The organism is Streptomyces rishiriensis (genome assembly GCF_030815485.1).
Lineage (GTDB): Bacteria > Actinomycetota > Actinomycetes > Streptomycetales > Streptomycetaceae > Streptomyces > Streptomyces rishiriensis_A.
Genome location: NZ_JAUSWV010000002.1, coordinates 8,099,186 through 8,124,498, shown reverse-complemented (window position 1 = coordinate 8,124,498; position 25,313 = coordinate 8,099,186). Strand labels below are relative to the sequence as shown.

Here is a 25,313-nt window from a genome sequence, read left to right as displayed (position 1 = left end):
CCTCACCCCGTCAAGACACAGCACCGTAACGTCGGCGTGACAGGAGCAGGACTTGACGCCACTCTGGGGATGTCGTGTAGACCGTTATACCTACGACGACGAAACTCGGGGTGCTGAGGATGGACGGAGCTCCTGCGGCCAAGCAGAACAAGCGCGTGACCATCACCGATGTCGCCCGGCACGCCGGGGTGTCCACGGCGGCGGTCTCCAAAGTGCTGCGCAACGCCTACGGAGTGAGCCCGGCCATGCGGGACAAGGTCCAGGCGGCCATCGCCGAGCTGGCTTACCGGCCGCACGCGGCGGCACGCGGCATGCGCGGACGGACGTACACGATCGGCGTGCTGCTGGACAACGTCCGCAACGCGTTCTTCGCGGACATCCTCGAGGGCGTACGGGACGAACTCCGCCAGACCGAGTACACCGTGCTGATCGGCGCGGCCGGATTCCGGCCGGAGGAGCAGGCGAGGACCATCCGGTCCATGGTCGACCGCCAGATGGACGGACTGATCCTCATCGCCCCGGGGACCGCCCGCGACGAGGTGCTGGCAACGGTCGCGTCGACCCCCGGCGTGGTCATCGGCCATCACGACACGGCCGAGACCTACGACTCGGTCGTCGATGCCGACGACGTGGGCGCCCGTCTGGTCGTGGACCATCTGGTCTCCCTCGGACACCGCGACATCGCCCTGGTCTCGGCCTCCGGCACCACGGCCAACCAGTGGAAACGCACCCCTGAAACCGTGCTGAGCGAGGGTTACACGCATGCCATGCAGCGCCATGGGCTGACGGAGTTCGCACGCGTGCACCATGCCGCCTACTCCGACGACGGCGGATTCAAGGCGGGCATGACCCTGCTGACGGCGAGCCGGCCGCCGACGGCCGTCATGGCCGGCGCGGACGTCGCCGCACTGGGCATCTACCGCGCCGCCCACGAACTCGGCCTGCGCATCCCGGACGACCTCTCGCTGGTCGGCTACAACAACACGGCACTCGCCGCCCTGGCGCCCGTCCAGCTGACCAGCGTGGATCAGGCCGGGCACACCATGGGCTCCACCGCAGCCCGCATGCTCCTCGAACGTGTGGAACGCCGAAGGGACAGAGCCATGCAGAACACGATGACCCCCCGTCTGGTCGTGCGCGGCACCACCGCAGCACCGCGGAGCAGTTAGGCCGTGGACCGGGTGGCGGCCGCCGGGCATACGGCACACCGGGCCGACCCCGGGGGACGGACGCCAGGGCCGGGGAGCAGGACGGGTTCGCGAATCGGCATCAACGCGCCCGAGCCGGCCGCCTGCTCCGTGGGGATCGACGATGTCGTCGGCGGTCAGGCCGCGGCACGCCACCTGATCGAACAGGGACACCGCTCCATCGCCTACGTCAGCGGTCCCGGCGGCCTCCAGCAGGTGCGGGACCGCCGCCGCGGAGCCCTTGACGCCGTGCGCGCGGCCGGTCTGCCGTCCACGGCTCTGCGGGAGTTGCCCTGCAGCGCCCTCACCGTCGGCGCCGGCAGGGATGCCGGTCAGCGCATCCTCGGCCTGCCTCAGCGGCCGACCGCCGTCTTCTGCGCCAACGACCTGCTCGCCCTGGGCGTGCTGCAGGCACTGTACGAAGCCGGGCTGCGGGTGCCGGACGACATCGCGGTGGTCGGATACGACGACATCGAGTTCGCCGCGTCCGCCGTCGTCCCGCTCACCTCGGTGCGACGGCCGGCCGTCGCCATGGGACGGCAGGCCGGCCGCCTGCTCATCGAGGAAACGGCCGCCGGCGGATCCCTTCACGAACACACCCACGTGGTGCTCCGGCCCGAGCTCGTCGTACGCCGGTCGACGATGGCGGCACCGGCGCGATGACGTCCGCCGCTTGCCTGCCGCACCGAGGGCGCGCGGGCGGCCGGACGGCTGCCCTTCTGCGGGATGGCCGACGGCCCTGACCGCCCGGGGACGGCGGGGCTCGGCGGCGGCCGGTGGGCACGGCGGGAGGGGAAGAGGCATGGCGAGGCTCAAGGGCAGGAAGGCGGCACACCGGCCCCGCGGGACGGACGGCACGGGAGGTCGGCGGACGTCTGCGCGATGACGCGCGAGGTGTCACCATCATCCGGTCCGTGCACCGCCATGCCCACCCCGGCCGCATGCGTGTGCCGGATGGCGCCGATCCGGCCGGTGGATGACGGCCTCGGACACGCCCGCTTCCGGCCCGGCTCACCTCTCGTTCGCGTCGGGCATGCGGCGGCCGACGCGGGCGGCCGTCTCGCGCAACCAGATGTGGGCCGCGTCGTGCGTGTGCACGGGGTGCCACCACATCGCCTCCCGCAGGGGGACCGCCTCGTAGGGCGGTTCCAGCACGCGTACGGCGGCGATGGGGGCCAGCAGCCGGGCGAGCCGGGCCTGGACCAGGGCGATGCGGTGGGTGCCCGCCACCAGCAGGGGCAGGAGCTGGAAGCTGTCGACGGAGACCTCCACCCGCGGTTCGACGCCCAGCATGCCCAGTTGCCGCACGGCAGGGGCGTCGTAGGTGCGCTGGTAGGTGACCCAGGGCAGCTGGGCCAGGTCCTGCCGGGTGAGCCGCTCGCCGACGCCGGGGTGGTCGTCGGCGACGAGGAAGACCCAGCGGTCGTCGTAGAGGTCGGTGGCGGGGAAGTCGCTGATGACGCCGTGCGGCATGAGGAGGCCGTCGGTGGTGCTGAGCAGGGTGTCCGTGGCATCGACCACGGTGGTGGGGGTCTGCGCGAAGCGCAGCCGGATGCCGGGTGCCTCCTCGTGCACGACGCGGGCGAGTTCGGTGCCGAAGACGGCGACGGCGTAGTCGGAGGCGACGAGCTTGAACTCGCGGCTCTCGCGCTGCGGGTCGAAGTCGGCCTGGCTGGCGAAGAGGCGTTCCAGGACGTCGTAGGCGGTGGAGACGCGGTCGATCAGGACCTGTCCGAGCGCGGTGAGTTCGTAGTGGCCGCCGACACGGGCGAGCAGGTCGTCGTCGAAGTGGCGCCGCAACCGGGCCAGGGCCGCGCTCATCGCGGGCTGGCTCAGTCCGACCCGCTGCCCGGCCCGGGTGACGTTGCGCTCCTCCAGCAGCGCGCGCAGGGCGACGATGAGATTGAGGTCCAGGCGACTCAGATTCACAGGGCCCTCCCTGGCTGTACGGCGCCGACCAGCCAGAATCTACCGTATGGATGGAGCCGATCCACACAATCTATTTCCCTGATCGCGGGTGGCGGGTCCAGATTGGTCCCACCGCAATCAGGAGGACATGTCCGTGAAACCTGAAGCCGCGTCCGCACCCTTCGCCGGACCCTTCGCTGTCGCCACCCTCTCGGCCTCCGACGGGCCGGCCTTCCCCGCTCTGGTCACGGCGGACGCCCAGGTGATCGATCTGCGCGCCGCCCTGGACAGCCGGCACCTGACCATGATCGGTCTGCTGGAGGACTGGGACTCGGCCCTGCCGACCCTGCGGGCGCTGGCCCGCGACGGCGGCCCCTCCCCCAGGCCGCTGGCGGAGTTCCGGGTGCACGCACCGGTCCGGCCGCGGCAGGTCTTCCAGTCGGGAGCCAACTACCGCCAGCACGTCATCGACCTGCACGTGGCCCACCGCGCGCCGGACGACGACCGGCCCGAGGAGGAGCGCCGCGCCGAGGCCGCGGAGATCATGGACCGCCGGGCGGCGGAGGATCTGCCGTACGTGTTCATCGGGCTGCCGAGCGCGATCACCGGCCCGTACGACGACGTCGTGCTCCCCGTATGGGCCGAGAAGCCCGACTGGGAACTGGAGTTGGCCGCCGTGATCGGCCGGCCCGCCTATCAGGTCTCCGTCGAGGAGGCCCTGACGCACGTCGCCGGATACACGATCGCCAACGATCTGACCGACCGGGCGACCGTCTTCCGCCGGGACATGCCGCAGATCGGCACGGACTGGCTGCGCAGCAAGAACGCGCCCGGTTTCACGCCGCTCGGCCCGTGGATCGTGCCCGCCGAGTCCATCGCCCGCCCCGAGGACCTGCGGCTGACGCTGAAGCTCAACGGCGAGACGATGCAGGACGAGTCCACCAAGGACATGATCTTCGACGTGGCGCGCATGGTGTCCTACGCCTCCCGGAGCGCCCGGCTGCTCCCCGGCGACCTGGTGCTGACGGGCTCCCCGGCCGGCAACGGCATGCACTGGGGCCGGCTGCTGCGCGACGGCGACGTCATGGACGGCTCGATCACCGGGCTCGGCGCCCAGCGCACCCGCTGTGTGGCGGAGGACGCCTCGTGACCCTGGACCGCACCGACCCCGAAGGCTCGATCGCGCGGGCGGCCAAGGCCTGCTCCAACTGGGGACGTTGGGGCGAGGACGACGTGCTCGGCACGCTGAACTTCCTCGACGAGGCCAAACGCCGCGAGGCAGCCTCACTGGTCCGCCGGGGCGTGAGCTTCTCCCTCTCCCAGCGCTTCGACATCAACGGCCCGCAGAAGGGCTGGCGACGTCGCACCAACCCGGTGCACACCATGCTCGACACCGGCACCGACGCCGCCCTCGGCAACCAGGGCCTGCCGCACGGCATCGGCGGCGCCGACGACGTGATCGCGATGCCGCTGCAGTGCTCCACCCAGTGGGACGGCCTGGGCCACATCTTCGACCACGGCAAGGCATGGAACGGACGGTCCGCCGAGAAGGTCGTCACCTCCGACGGCGACCTCGTCACCGGCATCGAGCACATGGCGCCGCACGTCGCAGGGCGCGGCGTCCTGCTGGACATCGGCCGCGCCATCGGCGAGAACGGCGAACTCCCCGACGGCTTCGCCATCACCGAGGAGCACCTGACGGCGACCGCCGAGGCGCAGGGCGTGAGCGTCGGCCGCGGGGACATCGTCGTGGTGCGCACCGGGCAACTCACCCGGGTGCGCCGCGACGGGTGGGGCGAGTACGCGGGCGGTCCCGCGCCGGGCCTGTCGTTCACCACGGCCGGCTGGCTGCACGGCAGCGAGATCGCCGCGATCGCCACCGACACCTGGGGTTTCGAGGTCCGGCCCAACGAGTTCGAGCACGCCTTCCAGCCACTGCACCAGGTCGCCATCCCGCACATCGGCCTGCTGATCGGTGAGATGTGGGACCTGGACGCGCTCGCCACCGACTGCGCGGCCGACGGAGAGTACGCGTTCTCACTCACCGCCGCGCCCCTGCCCATCACCGGTGCCGTCGGCTCTCCCGTCAACCCGATCGCCGTCAAGTAGTCCGAGGAACAAGGGAGTTCCCCATGACCCAACCCCGCACGGTCCTCGTCGTCGGCGGCGGCGCGGCCGGCAACGCCGTCACGATCCTGCTGCGCCGCGCCGGCATCGCAGTCGACCTGGTCGAGGTCAAGGACGACTGGAACGCCACCGCCGGCTCCGGCATCACCCTCCAGGGCAACGCCCTGCGCGTCCTGCGCGACCTGGGTGTCTGGGAGCAGGTCGAGGCGTCCGGCTTCGGTTTCGGATCGGTCGGCATCACCGCCCCCGACGGCACCGTCCTGCACGCCCAGGACGACCTGCGCACCGGCGGCGACGATCTGCCCGCCACCGTCGGAATGCAGCGCCCCCGACTCCAGCAGATCCTGATCGAGGCCGTCCGCTCCTGCGGCGCGACCGTGCGCCTGGGCACCACCGCCGAGATCGGGGACCAGGACGCCGACGGCGTCCGCGTCCGCCTCAGCGACGGCACCGAGGGCCGGTACGACCTGGTGATCGCCGCCGACGGACTCGGCTCCACCACCCGCGCCGCCATCGGCATCACCGCCGAGCCGGAACCCACCGGCATGGCCATCTGGCGCATCGCCGCCCCGCGCCCCACCGGTGTCACCCGCACCGACCTCGCCTACGGCGGGCCCGCCTACATCGCCGGGTACTGCCCGACCGGCGAGTCGACGCTCTACGCCTACGTCGTCGAGGCCAACCGCGACCGCGCCTCCATCCCGCCGGACACCTACGCGGACGAGATGCGCCGGCTCACCCGGCACTACGGCGGCTTCTGGCCGGAGATCACCGAGCACATCACCGAACCGGCGGAGGTCAACTACACGTGGTTCGACCGGATGCTGGTCGAGGGCTCCTGGCACCGCGGCCGGGTCGTCCTCGTCGGCGACGCCGCGCACTGCTGCCCGCCCACCCTCGCCCAGGGCGCCGCCCTGTCGATGGAGGACGCCTGGGTCCTCGCCCAGCTGCTGACCGAGTCCGACACCTGGGACGACGCCTTGTTCCGGACGTACTACGAGCGGCGGATCTCGCGGGTCCGCCCGGTCGTGGAGGCCTCGGTGCAGATCGGGCAGTGGCAGCTCGACGGCGTCCGTGACGCGGACGTGCCCGGCCTGATGGCCCGCACCATGACCATGCTCAGGGAGCTGCCGTGACCGCCCACCCGCCGCCGACCGTCGACGTGCACGCCCACGTCCTGCTCCCCGAGATCGAGGCCCTGGTGGCGGACCGGCCCGGGCTCGCCGAGGCGAAGGCGCTCGACGCCCGGCGCAACGGCCCCGCCGCGCTCGCCGTCAGCGGCCCCATGGTCCGCGACCGCATCCCCGGCCTGACCGACGTCACCGTGCGCCTGGCCGCCATGGACGCCCAGGGCGTGGACGTACAGCTGGTCAGCCCCTCGCCGTCGCACTACCACTACTGGGCCGACGAGAAGACCGCCGAGAAGGTGTACCAGCTGGCCAACGAGGCCACGGCCGCGCACTGTTCGGCCGCACCGGACCGGCTGCGCGGACTGGGACTCGTCCCCCTCCAGCACCCGGACCTCGCGGTCGACGCACTGGACCACGCCCTGGCACAGGGCCTGTCGGGCGTGGAGATCTCCTCCCACGCCCCGGGCCGGGAACTCTCCGACCCGGCGTTCGAGCCCTTCTGGGCGCGGGCCGAGGACAGCGGCGCGATCCTCTTCCTGCACCCCTTCGGCTGCACGCTCGACGAGCGCCTGGACCGCTGGTATCTGTCCAACACCGTCGGCCAGCCCACCGAGAACGCCGTCGCGCTGTCCCATCTCATCTTCTCCGGGGTACTGGACCGGCACCCCGGGCTGACGCTGATCGCCGCACACGGCGGCGGCTACCTGCCCACCCACATCGGCCGCGCCGACCACGCCTGGTCCGCGCGCGCCGACGCGGGAGCGGGCTGCGCCCACCTGCCCAGCAGCTACCTGAGGCGGCTGTACTTCGACTCCCTGGTCCACGACCCGCACGTACTGCGGGAGCTGGTCCGGGCCGCCGGCGCCGACCGTGTGCTCCTCGGCTCGGACTTCCCCTTCGACATGGGCGCTGAGGACCCCGTCGGCGCCCTGCGCGCGGCCCGTCTGCCCGAGGCCGACTTCCACGCCGTACGAGGCGCCAACGCCGCCGCCCTCCTCCGGAAGGACTGACCCCCATGCGTCTGCTCACCCACCTGCGGCACGTCGACCTCGCCGTGCCCGACTACGACAGGCAACTCGACTTCTACGCCGGTGTCTGGGGCCTGACCAAGGTCGCCGAGGACTCCGGGATCTCCTTCCTGGCCGCCGAAGGCAGCCCGGAACAGTACGTCGTACGGCTGCGCAGGGCCGACGAGAAGCGCCTCGACCTGGTCTCCTACGGCGCCGCGAACGCGGCCGACGTGGACACCCTCGCCGAGCGGCTCCTGGCCGGCGGCGTCCGGCTGATCTCCCGGCCGGGCAAGGTCGACACCCCGGGCGGCGGGTACGGCTTCCGCTTCTTCGACGTGGACGGCCGCACCGTGGAGGTCTCGGCGGAGGTCGAGGCGCGCCGGCACCGCAGGATCGAGGAGAAGGAGGCCATCCCGGTCAAGCTCTCCCACGTCGTCCTCAACTCCCCCGACCTCGACGTCACTCGGCAGTGGTACGAACGCCACCTCGGCTTCGCGCTCTCCGACACCCTCAGCTCGCCGCACATGGGCGAGGTCATGCACTTCATGCGGATCAGCAACCAGCACCACTCCATGGCGATCGCCAAGGGCCCGCACACCTCCCTGCACCACGTCTCGTTCGAGATGCGCGGGATCGACGAATACATGCGCGGCTCCGGCCGTGTCATCCGCGCCGGGTTCAAGAAGGTCTGGGGACCGGGCCGGCACATGGCCGGGGACAACACCTTCACGTACTTCCTCGACCCGCACGGCAACACCGTCGAGTACACCACCGAGCTGGAATGCCTGGACGAGGACACCTGGCACCCGCACGTCTACGACTTCTCCCAGCCCGAGGTCACCGACCAGTGGGGCACCGCCAACCCCATGAACGAACTCATCGCCAAGGAGTCCTTCAACGACGTCGACCGCGGCGTCTTCGTCGCCCCGCCGGTCTGAGTGGCGCACCGCTGACTCAGGGGACGCGGCAGCACGGCCCCGACACGGCACGCGCTGCCGTGCTTCCCGTCCCGGCGCACCTCGCGTTGCTCGCCGAAGGTCTGCGGCGACCCGGGTACCGCCTCGACCGATCCCTCCCAGCTGGAGCCGCACCATGCGTTTCGCCGCTTACGAACATCAGCACCGCCGCCGCGTCGCCGTGGTGGAGGAGGACGGCACCCTGCTCCCGCTGCCGGGCGTCACCTCGCTCACGGCTCTCCTCACGAAGACCGGCGGGCTGCCCGGGCTGCTCGCCGCCGGCGCCACAGCCCTGGACGTGCCGCCCGGCCCCCACGTCTCCCAGGTGCGGCTCCTGCCGCCACTCCAGCCCGCCTCGGTACGGGACTTCGTCACCTTCGAGGAGCACGTCGAGGGGGTGCGCCGCGCCGTCGAGGGGACCGGTGGCGTCCCCGAAGCGTGGTACGCCGCGCCGACCTTCTACTTCACCAACCCGCACGCGGTGTACGGCGCGGGCGACGACGTACCCGTGCCGCCGGGATCGGCCGTCCTGGACTTCGAACTCGAGGTGGGCGCCGTCATCGGCCGTGAGGGCCGCGACCTCACCCCGGAACAGGCACGCGAGCACATCGTCGGCTACACCGTCTTCAACGACTGGTCCGCCCGTGACCTGCAGAGCGCGGAGATGAGGGTCGGCCTGGGCCCCTGCAAGGGCAAGGACACCGCCACCACCCTCGGCCCGTACCTGGTCACCGCCGACGAGCTGGAACCGTACCGGGACGCCGACGGCTTCCTGCGCCTGGCCCTGACCGCCGAGGTCAACGGCGAGAAGGTCGGCCAGGACCTGCTGTCCAACATGAGCTGGACCTTCGAGGAGATGACCGCCTACGCCTCGCGCGGCACCCGGGTCGTGCCCGGTGACGTCCTGGGCTCGGGCACCTGCGGCAACGGCGGCTGCCTCGCCGAACTGTGGGGCCGGCGCGGCGAGCGGACCCCGCCGCCGCTGAAGCCCGGCGACACCGTCTCCCTCACCGTCGAGGGCATCGGCACCCTCGCCAACACCGTCGTCCCCGGCGCCGCCCCCGTCCCGCTGCCCACCGGCAGGCGCCGCACCCGGGAGCGGCTGTGAGCGATCGGTATGCCAGGAGGCTGCCCGGCAAGGTCGTTGTCGTCACCGGTGCGGCCCGTGGTCAGGGCGCCGCCGCGGCCGAGGCCCTCAGCCGTGAGGGTGCCCGCGTCATCGCCACCGATGTGGCCGAGGTGCCCGGCTGTCGCCGGCTCGATGTCACCGACGGGAAGGAGTGGGCCGCGCTCGCCGGCGAGCTGCAGGCGGCGTACGGGCAGGTGCACGGCTTGGTCAACAACGCGGGCATCACCTGGCGAGCCCGCCTCGGCGAGGTCCGCTCCGAGGACATGGCCCGCGTCCACGCGGTCAACGTCATCGGTCCGCTGCTCGGCCTGCAGCATCTCGCGCCCCTCATGCCGCCCGGCTCCTCCGTCGTGAACGTGGGCTCCTCGGCGGCCCTCACCGCTCATTACCCGGTCGCCTACACCACCAGCAAGTGGGCCCTGCGCGGCCTGTCGAGGACCGCGGCCATGGAGCTCGGCCCGCGCGGCATCCGCGTCAACACGATCCATCCCGGTTTCATCGAGACCGAGATGACCGCCTCGGCCGCTCCGGCGTTCCGCGAGGCCAACGTGGCCGAGACGCCACTGGGCCGGACCGGGACCGTCGCCGAGGTCGCCCCGCTGGTCGTCTTCCTGCTCAGTGACGAGTCGTCGTTCATCACGGGCGCGGAGATTCCCGTGGACGGCGGCCTCACCGCGCACGGCGGCGTCAAGTCGGTGTCCGACGCCCTGCGCGCCCCGGAGGCAGGTCCGTGAGGCGACCCGAGGGCAAGGTGGCCCTGATCTCCGGCACCTCACGCGGCCAGGTCCGGGCCGCCGCCCTGCGGTTCGCCGCCGAGGGGGCGCTGGTCGTCGGCGGCGATCTCCTGCACGAGGAGGCCGTCGAGACCCCCGCTCGGCCGAGTCCGCGTCCCTGACGACATCGTGAACGCGGCGGTCTTCCTCGTCTCGGACGAGGCCGCGTACCTCACCGGCGCCGGCCTCTTCGTCGACGGCGGCTGGTCCGGCGTCCCGCCCGGCTCCACCGACTGAAAGGAAGCACACGCACCATGGACAAGGTCATCGGCACCGCCGCCGAGGCGGTCGCCGACATCGCCGAGGGCGCCTCGCTCGCCGTCGGGGGCTTCGGCCTCAGCGGCGTACCCGAAGTCCTCATCCGCGCCCTGCACGAGCAGGGCGCCACCGGTCTGTCCGTCGTCTCCAACAACTGCGGCGTCGACGGCCGCGGCCTCGGTGTGCTGCTCGCCGCCGGCCGCGTCAGCCGGGTCACCGGCTCCTACGTCGGCGAGAACAAGGAGTTCGCCCGTCAGTACCTGTCCGGCGAACTGGAGGTGGAGTTGGTCCCGCAGGGCACCCTGGCCGAGCGGCTGCGCGCGGGTGGCGCGGGCATCCCCGCGTTCTACACCCCGGCCGGAGTCGGCACCCAGGTCGCACGCGGCGGACTGCCCTGGCGCTACGCGGACGACGGTTCGGTCGCCCTCGCCTCCCCGCCCAAGGAGACCCGCGACTTCGCGGGCCGCCCGCACGTCCTGGAGTACGGCATCACCACCGACTTCGCCCTCGTACGGGCCTGGCGCGGCGACCGGCACGGCAACCTCCGCTTCCGCCGGGCCGCCGCGAACTTCAACCCCCCGGCCGCCATGGCCGGCCGGATCACCGTCGCCGAGGTCGAGGAACTCGTCGAGCCCGGCGAGCTGCGCCCCGACGAGGTCCACCTGCCCGGCGTCTACGTCCAGCGGGTCGTACGGCTCGGAGCCGAAGAGGCCGCGGACAAGCCCATCGAGAAGAGGACCGTACGCCCATGAGCTGGACCCGCGACCAGATGGCCGCCCGCGCCGCCGCCGAACTCACCGACGGCTCCTACGTCAATCTCGGCATCGGCCTGCCCACCCTGATCCCCGGTCATCTCCCGCCCGGCGTGCGGGTCGTCCTGCACTCCGAGAACGGCATCCTGGGCACCGGCCCGTACCCGTACGACCACGAGGTCGATCCCGACCTCGTCAACGCGGGCAAGGAGACGGTCACCGTCCTGCCCGGCGCCTCCTTCTTCGACTCCGCGCTCTCCTTCGGCATGATCCGCGGCGGTCACATCGACACCGCCGTCCTCGGCGCCATGCAGGTCTCGGCCCGCGGCGACCTGGCCAACTGGATGATCCCCGGCAAGATGGTCAAGGGCATGGGCGGTGCGATGGACCTCGTCCACGGCGCCCGCCGCGTCATCGTCCTCATGGACCACACCGCCAAGGACGGCACCCCGAAGATCGTCCGAGAATGCGGGCTTCCCCTCACCGGGGAGGCCTGCGTCCACCGGATCATCACCGACCTCGGCGTCCTCGACATCACCCCCGACGGCCTGACGCTGGTGGAGACCGCGCCGGACGTCACCCCCGAGGAGATCACCGCCCGCACCGACGCTCCCGTGCGGATGGGTACCGAGGGCACCGCCCGCTGAGCAACGGCCGGCGCGTTGTGCGCAGATGACCGAGTCCTTCGCCACGACCGTGGCAACGTTGCCCCGGTCATCGGGTTGGCCGGTGCGGTGGAAGCGTGCCCCGGCCGGGCGTGCTGCGGGGCCGGGTGTGCAGGATCTGGTCGAGGTAGCCGGGGCCCGGCGCCGGGACGACTTCGTGAGCGGTGCGGTAGCGCAGCGTCTCGGTCTGCCAGGCGTGGTAGCCGCTCATCCACGCGGTCATGATCTGGAGGTAGGTGTCCACGTCGGCCCGTTCCTGGTGGCGCAGTCCGAGCTGGGCGCACAGGGCGGGTAACTGCACGGCGAGTTCCCGGAACCGCCGGACGCAGCTGTTCACTTGGCGGCCCGCGGCCGTGACGGCCTCGGCACGGGTGAGGTGGCGGGCGTGCTCGAGGACGAGGACCAGGTTGTCCACGTCGCCGCGGGCTTCTTCCTTCTCCACGGAGTACACGTCGTTGCACATCAGGGTGACGTCGATGGCCGTCTGGCGCATGATGCGCAGCTGGGGTGAGTGGAAGGCCGCTGCGGGGACGGTGATGCCGGCGGCGCGCTCGGCGAGGGAGAGCGGCAGGTCGGTGGCGGCTGCGCCGCGGCGTACGTGGAGGTAGGTCTCCATGTCGGCGGGGGTGCCGCGGAGGCGGCCTATCGCCTCGTGGGCGTGTGCGGCGAAGTAGTACTCCCATTCGTGCGCGGTACGGGCGGTCCAGGCAGGGTGGGCGCCGCGGGTGCCGCGAGCCCGGATGTCGGCGAACGCCGCCGTGCAGGGGTCGGCGTCGGCGGGCGCGTTGGCGCCGTGGGCGATGTCGATCAGCTGCTGGCACACGCGGGTGGTCCGGGCAGGGTCCCTGCCGAGCGGGCCGTCGAACTGGTCGTCGAAGAGGAAGAAGAAGCCCATCGCGTCCGCGCACAGGTTCAGGGCGGGGCCCCGTGCGTGGGGGAAGCCGAGGGCGGCCAGCCGGGGCATGTCCCAGGAGGCGTACCAGGCGGCGGCGCGGTCGTCCGTGACCAGACCGAGGCGTCGAACCCATGCCAGGTTGTGCCGACGGGCCTCGTCGAGCCCGGGGCCGACCCCCGCGACGGCGGGCAGGTCGAAGTCGATGTCCTGCGGAACGGGGTCCTCCCGGTGTCCATGGAGAGCAGCACGGTACGGGGGGCGCTGGTGTCCCGGCCCTCCTCAGCGCCCGGTGTTCCTCCGCATCGGCGGGTAGCGGTCCTCGACGCACCCCGTCTCAGCTGTCGGCAGGGCCGCCGGGGTGTTCGTTCCCGGGGGCCGGGGTCGCGAGGTCCAGCGCGAGCGGCTCCGTACCGCCGACGCCGAGCTGTTGGAGGGAGAAGGCCATGGACGCACTGACGCTCTGCGGCGTGCGGAACGCCTCGGTGCTGCGGATGGCGGGCAGTTGCTCGCGGATCGACTCGGGCGTGGGGTCCTCCTTCCACAGCACTCCTTCGGTGACGCCCAGGAAGATCCGCCCGACGCGGCGGCCGGCCGCGTGCAGAAGTTCCCCGGTGAAGGGCACCGACTCGTGGGCCAGGAGGGCCACCACGGACGCGACGAGACGGGCGGGGAACAGGTCGGTGAGCAGGGCGGTCATCGCTTCGTCGCCCTGGAGCGCTTCGAGGGACATACGGGTGGCGGCGATCGGTACGACCGCGTTGGCCTTGATGCCGTACGGGGCTCCTTCGGCGGCCAGCGAGGTGGTCAGCCCCAGCACACCGCCCTTGCCTGCGGCGTACACACTGAGCCCGGTATCGCCGAAGAGGGCATCGGAGCACGTGTTGACGATCCGCCCGTACCGGGACGCGACCATGTGCGGCCACACGGCCCGCACCATGTTCAGGGTTCCGCCCACATGGGTGTCCAGCACACGTCGGCACTCCTCGTCGGAGAGCTCCCCCAGCGGGCGCATGATCGAGATCCCCGCGTTGTTGACCAGGCCGTCCAACCGCCCCCAACGCTCGACAGCGGCACGGGTCAGCGCCCGGGCGCCGAGCACGGTCGCGACGTCGTGGACGTCCGCCACCGCCTGCCCGCCGAGGAGCCGTATCTCCTCGGCCACCGCGTGCGCGGGCGACGGCGACGCCCCTCGCCCGTCGATCCCCGTTCCCACGTCGTTGACGACCACCCTCGCGCCCCGCGCCGCGAGGACGAGGGCGTACTCCCGGCCCAACCCGCGGCCGCCGCCCGTCACCACCACCACGCGATCTTCGAAACGGATCTCGTCCACCTCGTCACCACCTTCCCGGAAAGACGTGCGATCCCCGCACACCCTGCCCCGACAGCGGCGACCCGGACAGGGAGCGCGGGAATCGACCCGACGCATCCGCACCCGCCACACGTGCCACCGACCGCTCCGGCACGCGCCGTTGCACCGAAGGGCGTCCCTGTGGGCGGGCCTCACTGTCCTGGGCTCCTGACAAAGCCGTCGAACCTGACGCCGGGTGATCAGGCAGACGGCGCGGAGGTCCTCGGTCGACCGGGCCCGGACCAGACGTCAGCGAGGCGGGACGCCGCCGCGCCCGTGCGATGGCGTTCTCCGGGCCGACAGACCGGCACCTGTCTGCGACCGCCGTCCGAGCGTGTGCTCCCGGACAGGGCCGCACCCCCGTGGCAGGGCTCCGCCGAGGTGTGTGACAGTGGGCCTGGCTGAGCCGAATGTGTATACGGGGGTAGTGGTGAACCAGGTGCTCTATGGCGAACGTTCGTGGAACCCGCTTGCGCGGATCGTGGAACTGACCGAGCACCACCTGCGCAACGGTGGCCGGATCACGCCGTTGAACGAGCTGAACCTCGCCGCCATGGCCGAGGCGTTCCAGCGCGGTCGCTGGCTCGGAGGCGGTGGGACGGAACGGCCGCTGGACCGGCTCGCGGAGGGTGCGGGAGTGGTGCCGGTGACCCGCGTCACGGGCACCGCCACGCCGGTGAGGGTGCGGCGGAGCGGCGAGTTCGCCCGCAGGCTCGGAGAACTGGCGGTACGGCGATGTGGCGGGCCCTCCCGGGTGGCCGCCCTGGCGGACCGGGCCCGGGCCGAGGAGGTGCCGCTCTGGATCGCGCGGCGCGTCGCCCCGGGCCCGGCCGGACCGATCACCGTCGCCGTGGACCGGCGTCTGGTGCGCGTGGACGTCTGGGGGCCGCACTCCCCCGTCGTGCGCATCCGAGCACCGCACGGCTTCAACCCCTACGGCACTGAACCGTCCGGCGGCCTGCGTCTCACGGTCGACGACGTCGCGGCGGAACTCACCCTGAAGAAGAAGCTGCGCAGATCCAAGAGGTACGCCGAGGTGCGACTGCCCGCGCTGCACTGGGTGCTGCGACGTGAGAACGCGCTGACCTCGCGGCTGCTGCGCGACGAACGCTGTGTCGCCCTGCTGACGAGGCCTCCGCGCCGGCCGGCGCTCGACCCGGGCACGGTCCTGCTGCCGCTCGCCCCTGCGCAGTACGAGAGCCTTGACCCGCTGGACGCCGTCATGGCGCAGGTCTTCGCCGTCGCCTTCGGGCTCGGGGACACGACGGGCTCGGCGCGGTTCCGGTCGGAGCGGCGCGCGGTGAGCGGGGGCGAGCCCGTCGCCACCGACGAAGGCTGGGACCGCCCTTGGTTCACCAACCTCGGCAAGGGGAGCGAGGACAACGAATCCGGCGGCGGCGACGGCTGGGGCGCGGACGGCGGAGACGGCGGCAGCGACGGCGGAGACGGCGGCGGGGGTGACGGCGGGGGCGGCGGGGGCGACTGACCGGCCCCACGGCGGGTGCCCGGCAGGTGCCCGCAGTGCCACGGTGCTTGCTCTGCCCGTCGGGAGACAGTGGAGGGCGGGGGACGGCGCCGCGCGGTGCCGTCCCCCGGGACTGTCAGCCTGCGACGTGGATGCCCGGGCGGCGGGCGGGGTCGGGTTGGTGCTGGCGGATGATCTCGCGGGTGAGGGGGGCGGTGTCGCCGCGGCCGAGGAGGAAGTAGCGGAACATGTGCGTCAGGGGGCTGCCCTCGGCCCAGGCGAAGTAGCAGTGCGGCTGTACGCCGGTGGTCTCGTGCAGGGTGAGAAGGATCGCCGCGATGGCGTTCGGGGCGGCCGGGGCCGCGGCTCGCAGGATCCGGTGTCCGTCGATCTCGACGCCGTGGACGGTGAGGGTCTCGCTGAAGTCGGAGGGGTCCACGACGTCGATCTCCAGGAACAGGATGTCGGCGAGGCCGGGCACCGGGTTGGTGGCACGCTGCTCGCGTTCCTTGTCCGCGTACTCGGCGGCGTCTCCCGCCTGGCGGCGGTTGGCGATGATGTTGATGGCGTTGTCGTGGGCGAGGGTGCCGGAGACGAACCGGCGGGCGGTCTCGTCGAACACGACTTTGTCCGCGCGCAGTTCGGTGGTGCGTGAGATGCGCGAAATCAGCGAGATGGTGATGATGCCGACGATGAACATCGCCGAGATGGTGATGCCGTCCGGCTTGTCGATGATGTTGGCCACCAGCGCGTAGAGCAGTACCGCAGTGAGCGCGGCGAATCCCACGGACAGGGCGCGCTGGCGGCGGCGCAGCGCGGAGACGGTGACGGCGAAGGCGCCGGAGACCATCATGGCGAGGATGCCCGTGGCGTAGGCGCCGGCCTGGGCGTCGATGTCGGCGTCGAAGGCGATGGTGATGATGACGCACAGAGCTGTGTAGACCAGGACGACGGGGCGTACCGCGCGGCCCCATTCGGGGGCCATGCCGTAGGCGGGGAGGTAGCGCGGAACGATGTTGACCAGTCCGGCCATCGCGGAAGCGCCGGCGAACCAGAGGATCAGGATGGTGCTGACGTCGTAGGCGGTGCCGAAGGCTTCCCCCACGTGTTCGTGGGCCAGCCAGGCCAGGGCCCGGCCATTGGCCGCGCCGCCCGCCTCGAACTCCTTGTGCGGAATGAGGACGGTGGTCACGAGGCTCGCGGCCAGCAAGTAGACGCTCATGACGAGTGCGGCCGTCGTGAGCAGTCTGCGGGCGTTGCGGATGCGGGACTTCAGCCTCTGCTCGGCGGTCTCGCCCTCGGCGGAGATCAGCGGCATCATGCTCACTCCGGTCTCGAATCCGGACAGGCCCAGCACCAGCAGAGGGAAGGCCAGCAGCGCGGGCCCGGCCAGGTCACCGAATCCCCGGCCCTCGGTGAGTGCGCCGGTCCACGCCGAGAAGGCGTCCGGGCTGGTGAACACGTCCATCAGGCCGACGCCGATGGTCACCGCGTTGAGCACGAGGAAGACGGCGACCAAGGGGATGGCCACGCTCACGGCTTCGCTGAACCCGAGCAGAAACACCCCGCCGAGGAGCAGCAGAAGCGCCACGGTGATGACGACCTCGTGGCCTTGCAGGGCCTGCGGGGCGTAGGAGCTCTCCACCATGTGCACGGAGGCGTCGGCCGCGGACAGGGTGATCGTGATGATCCACGACGTCACCACGAACCCGAGCAGGACGAGGACGAACAGTTTGCCCCGCCAGAACGGCAGCAGGTCCTCCAGCATCGCCACCGATCCGGCCCCGTGCGGACTCTCGCCGGCCACCCGCCGGTACATCGGCAGCATTCCCAGCAGGGTCAGGACCACGAGCAGCAGCGTGGCCAGCGGTGAGACCGCGCCGGCTGCGAGGGCGGCGATGGCCGGTACGTAGGCCAGGCTGGAGAAGTAGTCGACGCCGGTCAGGCACATCACCTTCCACCAGGCATGGGACTCGCCGGCGCCGGTCTCCGCCGCAGGATTGACCGCCTGCACCCGGTGTCGCAGCAACCACCGCGCCGCAGCGCCGCCTTGGCGCTGCGGTACGGCAGGATGCTCCACCACATCCACAGCGGCCAGATCGTTCACGTCGGTCATGTCTCCAGCACCCTTCAACCCGCCCGGCGTCCGGGGCCCTGTGGCCCCGCGACGATCACCGAGTATGCGGCCCCCCGGCGCCTCCGCCGCACAGGGGGGACACTTCCTCGGGGAGCACGCGTCCCCGCTCTTCTTCCCCGCAGCACACGCGACGTGCGCACCGATCACAGAAGATCGTCCGCCGGGGAACAGGGTTCGGTGGTGCCCTGGCGGCGGGCCGGATGGTCATGCTGTCCGCACAGGGCACGACCGCGCGATCAAGCTGGCATCCTGCCTGCATGGCCGAACCGATCACCCCTCCACTCGCCGATGCCGAACTGACGGCCTTCATCGAGGCCCTGCGACAGGACCCCGGGCCTCCCGCTCGGGACGTGGGCGTGGCGGAGTTGCGGCGTGCGCAGCGACTCCGCGCCGAAGCCCGGCCGTCAGGGCCCGGGTTGGCGCACGTCGAGGATCTGACGGTCGGCTCGTCCGGCGTGAGGGCCCGCCTGTACCGGCCTTCAGCGGCGCTCCGGCCACTGGTGGTGTTCCTTCACGGAGGCATGTGGACGATCGGCGATCTGGAGTCACATGATCGGGCGTGCCGCAGGCTGGCGCTCAGGACCGGCACGGCCGTGCTGAGCGTAGATTTCCGCCGTGCTCCGGAGTATCCGTGGCCGGTCGCTGTCGATGACGGTGTGGACGCCATCCGGTGGGCCGCCTCCGGCGAAGACGGCGGTGTCGCGGGGCCGGTCGTCGTCATGGGCGACAGTTCCGGCGGAAACCTCGCGGCGCTCGCGTGCCTGCGTCTGCGCGATGAAGGGGGACCGCTGCCCGCCGCCCAGGTCCTGGTGTACCCCAACACCGATCTCACCCTGTCCTGTCCCAGCGCGCGTTCGAAGGCGACGGGGTGGGGCCTGACGACCGACGACGTCGCATGGGGGGCCGAGCAGTGGGTCGCGGACCCGTCCCGGCGCGCCGACCCCGAGGTCAGCCCACTGTATGCCGCCGATCTCAGCGGCCTGCCGCCCACCGTTGTCGTCACCGCGGAACACGATCCACTTCGGGATGAGGGCGACGCGTATGCCGCCCGGCTGGCCGCCGCGAACGTCTCGGTCAGACACCGCTGCGAGGTCGGCATGATCCACGGATTCCTCACCCTCGACACCCTTTCTCCAGCCGCCGCGGAGGCGGGAGAAAGGGTCTTCGCGGACGTCGTCGACCTGCTCGCCCTGGTCGGCTGACGCCTCGTGAAGCAGCGGCGACCTTCCGTGCCCGGCCGGAACGCTCTGCGGCGAGTCCGCCCGGCTCGAACCCCTTCACGGTCATGGGAGGACGGTCAGGCACCGGCCCCTGGAGCACCCTGTGACGCGCGCAGCAGGCCCTCCGGTAGGTAGCCGGAGCGGGTGTTCAGCTCCCACCCGTGTACGTGGACCGCCAGTGCGGCCAAGGCGATGGCACCGATCGGCAGCAGGCTTCTGGGCGCGGCGTCGGCGGGCCGGCTCTCGCGGTACTCGATCAGACGGTCCACCAGAGCCCTTTCGAATTCCCGCTGGTCGTCCTGCAGGAGCACGCGGAGCAAACGCTGGTCGGGCGACAGCGCGACGAGAGCGTCCAGCCGTCGTGCCGCCTCGCCGCGCTCGTCGGCTGTGGGCATGCACAGCGTGGTGGTGGGCCACCCACTCGGCAAGTGGCTGCTCGCCCTGGTGAGGTAGCCGCACAGCACGTCCATCTCGACGAGGTCCGCCGGACCCGACCGCGACTCCAGCGGCGAGTACGGCACCCCGTCGTGAATGGCGGGCGCGTAGTCGTTTCGCAGGACAAGACCGATGCCCCGCTTCGCCTCCCCGATCGCGCCGCTGATCACGCACAGCGTGAACGCGTCCAGCCAGGTTCTCGCCGTGGGCACGAGTTCGGCGGCAGGCGCACAGCCGGGATCCGCGCTGCTGAGCGTCTCGCCGACGAGCGGCAGGGGGATCTCGAAGTCGCCCTTGGGGAAAGCCCCGACGCTCAGCACTCCGAGGGCGCACTCCGCCGCGGTGCTCAGGACCGTGCGGGAGAGGGGCGAGCCGAGGGCGGGGTCCTGCAGGGTGGAGGCGGCGGCGTGATCGAGAAGTTCTCCGCCCATCTCCTGGAGCCGCTTCAGACTCACGTAGTAGTACAACTCGCGCCAATGGACGGACGTGCGCCTGTAGATGTCGTCGAGCGCATGGGTGATCCGCAGTTCGCTCACCTTGTGGCGGGTCACTTCCGGCACGGCTGGCGTCCTCCCCTGATCGCTTCCGGCGGGCATGAGCAAGCTACCAACGCCTCTGACCGTGGGCCGCGACCAGCCGGCCTTCTTCGGTGCCGCCGATCCGGGCCGTCACGCCCCCGACGGCAGTCACGCGAGGCGAGCATGCTTCAGCAGGACTCCACGCCGAGGGGTGAGACGTACATCGCGGACAGCACTCCGTCCCCGGCCACCTCCACCGGTACAGGGCCTGTCGTATCGGCCAGCTCCAAGTCGTACGGCAGGGACTCCTGCGGAATGTCTTCGCCGAGGTAGGCCACCGAAATCGAGCCCTGGCAGTCGGAGCCCCCCGGCGGCGCGGTGTCGGGGACTCTGCCGTCCTGCGGGCCCGCCTTGTGGGCCGTGACGTCGATCAGCGTGTACCGGTACTCGTAGCGGGCCGGGGTGACGGCGGTCGCCTCCCTGGTCTTCTCCACCTCCACCCAGTAGCGGGCGAGCTTCACCGTGACCGCCTCGCACGGTCTCCGGGTCGCCTCCGGGGTGAAGTTCAGGCCGGAGGAGTCCAGGGTCAGACCCCTGGAGCGGTATTCGCCGCTGCCGCTGCGCAGTTCTTTGAGATAGGTGGTCAGTTGCTCGACGCTCATACCACGGGTCTTCACGCATTCCACCGGTGCGGCCGTTGTGGGGCTCTGCGCCGGAGTGGCCGGACCGGGAGCCGCCGTGTAGTGGGCGAGCTCCGACGGGGAGGCCTGGGCGGCCGGCTTGTCCTCAGAGCATCCCGAGACCGTGAGCAGCGCTGCTGCGGCACCGACCGGTATGAGGAACTTGCGTGCGCTTCCCATGAGTTACCCCGTCTGCTTCGAGACTCTTCCCTTACCCGGCGGACCCAGACTACGAGTTGGACGAACACGTCCACCGGCGACTCAGCGATCTCCGTCTGCCGGCCTGGGCGCAGAGGAGTCGGCTGGAGTGGGCCGCCGTGGCAGACACCTCATTCGTCTCACCGAATGCGTCGGCGGCCGTTCTCGAAGCCGGGTTTCCCTGCCTGAGGAGCCGTCAGCTCTTCTTCAGCTCCTCGGCGAACATCACGAGGATGCCGCTCGGACCGCGGACGTACGTAAGTTTGTAGACGTCCTCATAGGTCGCCACACCGCGAAGCGGAAAGCATCCGTGCTTTGCGGCTGTCTCCAGGGCCGCGTCGATGTCGTCGACGGAGAAGGCGACGCGATGCATGCCGATCTCGTTGGGACGCGTGGGCTCCGACTCGATCGCTTCGGGGTGGATGTACTCGAAGAGCTCGAGGCGACCGTGACCGTCTGGCGTCTGGAGCATCGCGATGTTGGCGTGATTGCCATCAAGGCCGACGGCGGTGTCGGTCCACTCACCACTGACCGTGTCACGGCCGAGGACCGTGAGGCCGAGGTCGGTGAAAAAGGAGATCGTTGCTTCGAGGTCGCGAACGGCGATGCCGACGTTCTCAAATTTGATGGCCATGCGTTGCATGCTACCGAGCCGAACCGGGCCGAACAGGTAGCGCAGACAAAGCCGTCGAGGTCTACCGTGACCTGTCCACCGGCGTTCGGAGCGTGTGTGCCCGCCGTCGAACGTCTGCGCCGGCAACGCCGGTTCCTGCGGTGCGGGACGAGTACGCGCTGCCCCCCGCCCGGGTGGTCGGCTCGGGTGTGCGAGCGGCCGCCGCACACCCGGGCCGACGGTTCCGCGCCGTCCCGCGCGTCGACGACGGCGACCCGCCGGCCACGCAGGACCGGCGGCGCCGCGGGACAGGCCCTTCGGAACCGCTGCCGCCGCGTCAGTCCGCGCTGTCGTCCCCGTGACTGCGCACGATCTCCTTGACCTTGGCCACCGCGAACCCCCAGCCCTGCTCGACAGTCGGCTTCGCCGGCACCGCGATCTCGTCCGGGTTCGTCAGCACGTCGAGCAGCACCGGCCCGGGGGCGTCGAAGGCGCGCCGTACGGCATCCTCCAGGTCGGCCGGGTCGGTCACCCGGATCCCTGTGATGCCCATGGCCGTGGCGACGGCGGCGAAGTCCGGGTTGTCCAGCACCGTGCCGAACTCCGGCAGCCCGGCCTGCTCCTGTTCCAGCTTGACCATGCCGAGACGGCGGTTGTCGAAGACGACGAGCTTCACCGGCAGCCGTTGCGTCTTGAGCGTCATGAGGTCTCCGAGGAGCATGCTCAGCCCGCCGTCTCCGCAGAAGGCCACCACCTGACGCTGGCGGTCCAGGGCCTGGGCGCCCAGTGCCTGCGGCATCGCGTTGGCCATGGAGCCGAGGTTGTACGAACCGATCAGCCGCCGCTCACCCCGCATCTCGACGAAGCGCGAGAGCCAGACCGTCGCCATGCCCGTGTCGGAGGTGAAGACGGCGTCCTCGGCGGCCAGCCGGTCGACCGCGGCCGCCAGCGCCTCCGGCCGGATGTCGTGAGTCCGGTTGTCGAGCGAGGAGCGCACCCGGCCGAGCAGACCCTTGTCGTGAGCCGGGTCGGCCAGCCGTGCCTGGCCCTCGCGCCACTGCTCGAAACGCTTACGCGCCTTCTCCAGATGCGAGCGGTCACGCACACCGTCCTCCTCGCCGGGCGCTGCGGCGAGATGCACGAGGAGGTCGCGGACGGTCGCGCCGGTGTCGCCGACGAGGCCGATGTCGACGGGCACCCGCCGTCCGATGTGTGCGGCCTCGGTGTCCACCTGGACGACGGTCCTCCCCTCCGGATACCAGTCCCGGTAGGGGAAGTCGGTCCCCAGGAGCAGCAGGGTGTCCGCGTCCTGCAGGGCCGACGCGGCGGCCGGGTTGCCGATCAGTCCGGTCTGGCCGACCTGGAAGGGGTTGGCGTCGCCTTCGAAGCCTTCCTTGGCCTTGAGCGTGAGCACCATGGGCGCGGCCAGCCGGTCGGCCAGGGTCAGCACGTCCTCGCGCGCGGCGCGCGCGCCCCGTCCGACGAGCAGCGTGACCCGTTCGGCGCGGTCCAGGAGTCCGGCGGCCCTCCGCACGGCTGATTCCTCCGGCCGGCTCAGCGGAGCGTTCAGGGAGAACCGGGCTGGGCGGTCCGACTGCAGTTCGCGTTCGCCCAGGTCGCCGGGGACGGTCAGGACGGCGACGCCCTTGCGGCCCAGGGCGTGGCGCACGGCCGTCTCGAGCATCTGGGGCAGTTGGTCGGGTGAGGTGATGGTGGCGCGGAAGACGGCCACGTCGCTGAAGAGAGCGTCGTTGTCGACCTCCTGGAAGTAGTCGCTGCCGATCTCGGCCAGCGGCACCTGGCCGGCGATCGCCAGGACGGGGGTGTGGCTCTTGGCCGCGTCGTACAGCCCGTTGAGCAGGTGGACCGAACCGGGTCCGACCGTGCCCATGCAGACTCCGAGGGTGCCGGAGAGCTGTGACTGGGCGCTCGCGGCGAACGCCGCCGCCTCCTCGTGCCGACAGCCCACCCACTCCAGGTTCCCGGTGGTGCGGATGGCGTCCGTCAGGGGGTTGAGCGCGTCTCCCACCACGCCGAACACCTGGCGCACGCCGAGTTCGCTCAGTGCGTCCACGATGACGCGGGCGACAGTACGGGCCACTTGATTCCTCCAGGTCAGACGGTGAAGCGGTCGGGGTCGGCGGTCTTCCAGTCGGCCGCCCAGGTGTGAGGAGGGCCGTCGAGCAACTGCCCGGGCTCGAGCCACTCGTACAGTTCCTCGTAGGAGCGCTCGGTGTAGGGGTCGACGCGCCGGCGGATCATGTGCGGGCGGAGCTCGGCGGGGTCGGTGACACCCATGGAAGCCATGATCTGCAGGGCGCCGGCCACGGTCGCTTCCTGGAAGCGCTGGACGCGCGGCGTCTTGTCGCGGACGTCGAGGGCGCGGGCGCGTCGGGGGTCCTGCGTCGTCACGCCGGTGGGGCAGGTGTTGGTGTGGCATCGCTGGGCCTGGATGCAGCCGACGGCGAACATCATCGCGCGCGCCGAGTTGCCGTAGTCGGCGCCCTGTACCAGACGTTTGACCAGGTCGGTGCCGGTGGCGATCTTGCCGCTGGCCCCGATCCGGACGCGGTCGCGCAGACCCGCGCCGACGAGGGCGTTGTGGACGGTGAGGAGTCCTTCGGTGAGCGGGGTTCCCACGTGGTCGGCGAACTCCAAGGGCGCGGCTCCGGTGCCTCCTTCGCCTCCGTCCACGATGATGAAGTCGGGGGTGGTGCCTTCCGCCAGCATGGCCTTGCACACGGCGAGGAACTGCTGCCGCGAGCCGACGCACAGTTTGAATCCGGTCGGTTTGCCCCCGGACAGCTCACGCATCCGGGCGAGGAAGCGGACGAGTTCGCGCGGGGTGGAGAACACCTTGTGGTACGGCGGCGAGATCACCGTCCGCCCTTCGGGCACGTCCCGTACCTTCGCGATCTCGGCATTGACCTTCGCGCCGGGCAGGACCCCGCCGATGCCCGGTTTTGCGCCCTGCGAAAGCTTCAGGGACACGCACTTGACCTGATCGTGTGCGGCCTTGTCGGCGAACTCGGCAGGGTCGAAGTCGCCATCCCCGGTACGGCAGCCGAAGTACCCGGTGCCGATCTCCCAGACGAGGTCCCCACCCGGCCTCAGGTGGTGCTCCGACAGGCCGCCTTCCCCGGTGTCGTGGGCGAACCCGCCGGCCGCCGCGCCGCCGTTGAGAGCGAGGATCGCGTTGGCCGACAGCGAGCCGAAGCTCATGGCGGACACGTTCAGCAGCGCCATGTCGTAGGGACGGCTGCAGTCGGGGCCGCCGATCCGCACCCGCGGCGGTGTCTCGGGCACGGGGCAGGGCGCCATCGACGGCACGAGAAACTCGTAGCCGGGCTCGTAGACGTCCCGTTCGGTGCCGTACGGCTGCTCGGCGTCCGTGCCCTTCGCCCGCTCGTAGACGATGGTGCGGACATCCCGGTCGAAGGGACGACCGTCGTAGTTCCGCTCGATGAAGTACTGCTGAAGCTCCGGGCGGATCCGCTCGAGAAGGAAGCGGGCGTGCCCCAGAACCGGATAGTTGCGCAGCACCGAATGCCGGCGCTGCAGCAGGTCCGCCGCACCCAGCAGACCCAGCAGGAGAAGCGGTACGGCGGCCGAGCACCACCAGGGCGAGACGACGGCCGCGCCGACGGCCGCGGCGATGCCGGCGGCCAGTGCGAGGGCGACGATTGCAATGCGTATCACCCCTCGCTCCTTGCCCTGGGTCCGTTGTGCAGTCCTGCGGCTTCGTCAAGAAAGCTGCAAGATCCGGCCAAGTGCACCCCGGCGGACCTCGCTGTTGACCGGAGCACCGCACGGGGAACGGGCCGACGGCGGGGGCGGGGGTGAAGCCCGATCGGGGCTGCGGACTCCCGTGGAGCTTTGTCGGGGTTGCGGACTCCGGTCGGCCCGGCG

23 protein-coding genes and 1 pseudogene are annotated in these 25,313 nt (G+C 71.3%); 15 read left to right on the top strand and 9 right to left on the bottom strand.

Features of this window, described 5'->3' with window-relative positions; genetic code table 11:
* The first annotated feature begins 119 nt into the window (after window positions 1-119).
* Window positions 120-1,169, top strand: coding sequence for a LacI family DNA-binding transcriptional regulator (locus tag QF030_RS38300; RefSeq protein WP_307167163.1), 1,050 nt, complete (start codon window positions 120-122; stop codon window positions 1,167-1,169).
* A gap of 123 nt (window positions 1,170-1,292) precedes the next feature.
* Window positions 1,293-1,850: pseudogene (locus tag QF030_RS38295) on the top strand (substrate-binding domain-containing protein); the annotation flags it as partial.
* Between the two features lie 348 nt (window positions 1,851-2,198).
* On the opposite strand, the gene QF030_RS38290 reads toward QF030_RS38295, so the two are convergent.
* The gene (locus QF030_RS38290; RefSeq protein WP_307167162.1) at window positions 2,199-3,116 is read right to left on the bottom strand and encodes a LysR family transcriptional regulator; all 918 of its coding nucleotides are present in this window, start codon (window positions 3,114-3,116) and stop codon (window positions 2,199-2,201) included.
* Window positions 3,117-3,243: 127 nt separating this feature from the next.
* Here QF030_RS38290 and QF030_RS38285 point away from each other — a divergent pair, with 127 nt between their 5' ends.
* From QF030_RS38285 to QF030_RS38240, 11 genes are all read left to right on the top strand, one after another.
* On the top strand, window positions 3,244-4,245 hold the full coding sequence (locus QF030_RS38285) for a fumarylacetoacetate hydrolase family protein (RefSeq protein ID WP_307167161.1): 1,002 nt from the start codon (window positions 3,244-3,246) through the stop codon (window positions 4,243-4,245).
* The gene (locus tag QF030_RS38280) at window positions 4,242-5,204 is read left to right on the top strand and encodes a cyclase family protein (protein WP_307167160.1); all 963 of its coding nucleotides are present in this window, start codon (window positions 4,242-4,244) and stop codon (window positions 5,202-5,204) included. The genes QF030_RS38285 and QF030_RS38280 overlap by 4 nt, the downstream gene beginning before the upstream one ends.
* A 23-nt stretch (window positions 5,205-5,227) precedes the next feature.
* Window positions 5,228-6,358, top strand: coding sequence for an FAD-dependent oxidoreductase (locus QF030_RS38275; protein ID WP_307167159.1), 1,131 nt, complete (start codon window positions 5,228-5,230; stop codon window positions 6,356-6,358).
* Window positions 6,355-7,362, top strand: a complete 1,008-nt coding sequence (locus QF030_RS38270) for an amidohydrolase family protein (RefSeq protein WP_307167158.1) — start codon at window positions 6,355-6,357, stop codon at window positions 7,360-7,362. The genes QF030_RS38275 and QF030_RS38270 overlap by 4 nt, the downstream gene beginning before the upstream one ends.
* Before the next feature lie 5 nt (window positions 7,363-7,367).
* A complete protein-coding gene (locus QF030_RS38265) occupies window positions 7,368-8,300 on the top strand; it encodes a VOC family protein (protein WP_307167157.1) in 933 nt (310 codons plus the stop codon).
* Window positions 8,301-8,454: 154 nt separating this feature from the next.
* On the top strand, window positions 8,455-9,426 hold the full coding sequence (locus QF030_RS38260) for a fumarylacetoacetate hydrolase family protein (protein ID WP_307167156.1): 972 nt from the start codon (window positions 8,455-8,457) through the stop codon (window positions 9,424-9,426).
* Entirely contained in the window at window positions 9,423-10,181 is a 759-nt protein-coding gene (locus QF030_RS38255; RefSeq protein WP_307167155.1) for an SDR family NAD(P)-dependent oxidoreductase, read from the top strand. The genes QF030_RS38260 and QF030_RS38255 overlap by 4 nt, the downstream gene beginning before the upstream one ends.
* The gene (locus QF030_RS38250; RefSeq protein ID WP_307167154.1) at window positions 10,178-10,342 is read left to right on the top strand and encodes a hypothetical protein; all 165 of its coding nucleotides are present in this window, start codon (window positions 10,178-10,180) and stop codon (window positions 10,340-10,342) included. Before QF030_RS38255 ends, QF030_RS38250 begins: the two co-directional genes overlap by 4 nt.
* A gap of 7 nt (window positions 10,343-10,349) precedes the next feature.
* Entirely contained in the window at window positions 10,350-10,457 is a 108-nt protein-coding gene (locus QF030_RS40710) for a hypothetical protein (RefSeq protein ID WP_373428870.1), read from the top strand.
* A 17-nt stretch (window positions 10,458-10,474) separates the two neighbouring features.
* Window positions 10,475-11,230 carry a CoA transferase subunit A gene (locus QF030_RS38245; RefSeq protein WP_307167153.1) on the top strand — a complete coding sequence of 252 codons (756 nt, stop codon included), beginning with the start codon at window positions 10,475-10,477 and terminating at the stop codon, window positions 11,228-11,230.
* Window positions 11,227-11,877: a CoA transferase subunit B gene (locus tag QF030_RS38240; protein WP_307167152.1), complete on the top strand. Its 651-nt coding sequence runs from the start codon at window positions 11,227-11,229 to the stop codon at window positions 11,875-11,877. Before QF030_RS38245 ends, QF030_RS38240 begins: the two co-directional genes overlap by 4 nt.
* A 67-nt stretch (window positions 11,878-11,944) precedes the next feature.
* On the opposite strand, the gene QF030_RS38235 is transcribed toward QF030_RS38240, so the two are convergent.
* Both QF030_RS38235 and QF030_RS38230 read right to left on the bottom strand, forming a co-directional pair.
* On the bottom strand, window positions 11,945-12,859 hold the full coding sequence (locus tag QF030_RS38235) for a terpene synthase family protein (RefSeq protein ID WP_307167150.1): 915 nt from the start codon (window positions 12,857-12,859) through the stop codon (window positions 11,945-11,947).
* Window positions 12,860-13,124: 265 nt separating this feature from the next.
* Window positions 13,125-14,120, bottom strand: coding sequence for an SDR family NAD(P)-dependent oxidoreductase (locus QF030_RS38230; RefSeq protein WP_307167149.1), 996 nt, complete (start codon window positions 14,118-14,120; stop codon window positions 13,125-13,127).
* A gap of 448 nt (window positions 14,121-14,568) precedes the next feature.
* Between QF030_RS38230 and QF030_RS38225 the strand changes: the two genes are divergently transcribed.
* Window positions 14,569-15,624, top strand: coding sequence for a hypothetical protein (locus QF030_RS38225; RefSeq protein WP_307167148.1), 1,056 nt, complete (start codon window positions 14,569-14,571; stop codon window positions 15,622-15,624).
* A gap of 115 nt (window positions 15,625-15,739) precedes the next feature.
* Here QF030_RS38225 and QF030_RS38220 read toward each other — a convergent pair whose 3' ends face one another.
* Window positions 15,740-17,719 (bottom strand): amino acid transporter, encoded by a 1,980-nt coding sequence (locus QF030_RS38220; RefSeq protein WP_307167147.1) that lies wholly within the window; start codon window positions 17,717-17,719, stop codon window positions 15,740-15,742.
* A gap of 278 nt (window positions 17,720-17,997) precedes the next feature.
* On the opposite strand from QF030_RS38220, the gene QF030_RS38215 reads away from it, so the two are divergent.
* Window positions 17,998-18,942, top strand: a complete 945-nt coding sequence (locus tag QF030_RS38215) for an alpha/beta hydrolase (RefSeq protein WP_307167146.1) — start codon at window positions 17,998-18,000, stop codon at window positions 18,940-18,942.
* 95 nt (window positions 18,943-19,037) lie between these two features.
* Here the strand turns inward: QF030_RS38215 and QF030_RS38210 are convergent, their stop codons facing one another.
* The 5 genes from QF030_RS38210 to QF030_RS38190 all read right to left on the bottom strand — a co-directional run bounded on the left by QF030_RS38210 (window position 19,038) and on the right by QF030_RS38190 (window position 25,103).
* Window positions 19,038-19,955, bottom strand: a complete 918-nt coding sequence (locus tag QF030_RS38210) for an immunity 49 family protein (protein WP_307167145.1) — start codon at window positions 19,953-19,955, stop codon at window positions 19,038-19,040.
* Between the two features lie 146 nt (window positions 19,956-20,101).
* Entirely contained in the window at window positions 20,102-20,773 is a 672-nt protein-coding gene (locus tag QF030_RS38205; protein ID WP_307167144.1) for a hypothetical protein, read from the bottom strand.
* 214 nt (window positions 20,774-20,987) lie between these two features.
* The gene (locus tag QF030_RS38200) at window positions 20,988-21,425 is read right to left on the bottom strand and encodes a VOC family protein (RefSeq protein WP_307167839.1); all 438 of its coding nucleotides are present in this window, start codon (window positions 21,423-21,425) and stop codon (window positions 20,988-20,990) included.
* Between the two features lie 316 nt (window positions 21,426-21,741).
* On the bottom strand, window positions 21,742-23,505 hold the full coding sequence (locus QF030_RS38195) for a thiamine pyrophosphate-dependent enzyme (RefSeq protein ID WP_307167143.1): 1,764 nt from the start codon (window positions 23,503-23,505) through the stop codon (window positions 21,742-21,744).
* Window positions 23,506-23,519: 14 nt separating this feature from the next.
* A complete protein-coding gene (locus QF030_RS38190; protein ID WP_307167142.1) occupies window positions 23,520-25,103 on the bottom strand; it encodes an FMN-binding glutamate synthase family protein in 1,584 nt (527 codons plus the stop codon).
* Between the last annotated feature and the right edge of the window lie 210 nt (window positions 25,104-25,313).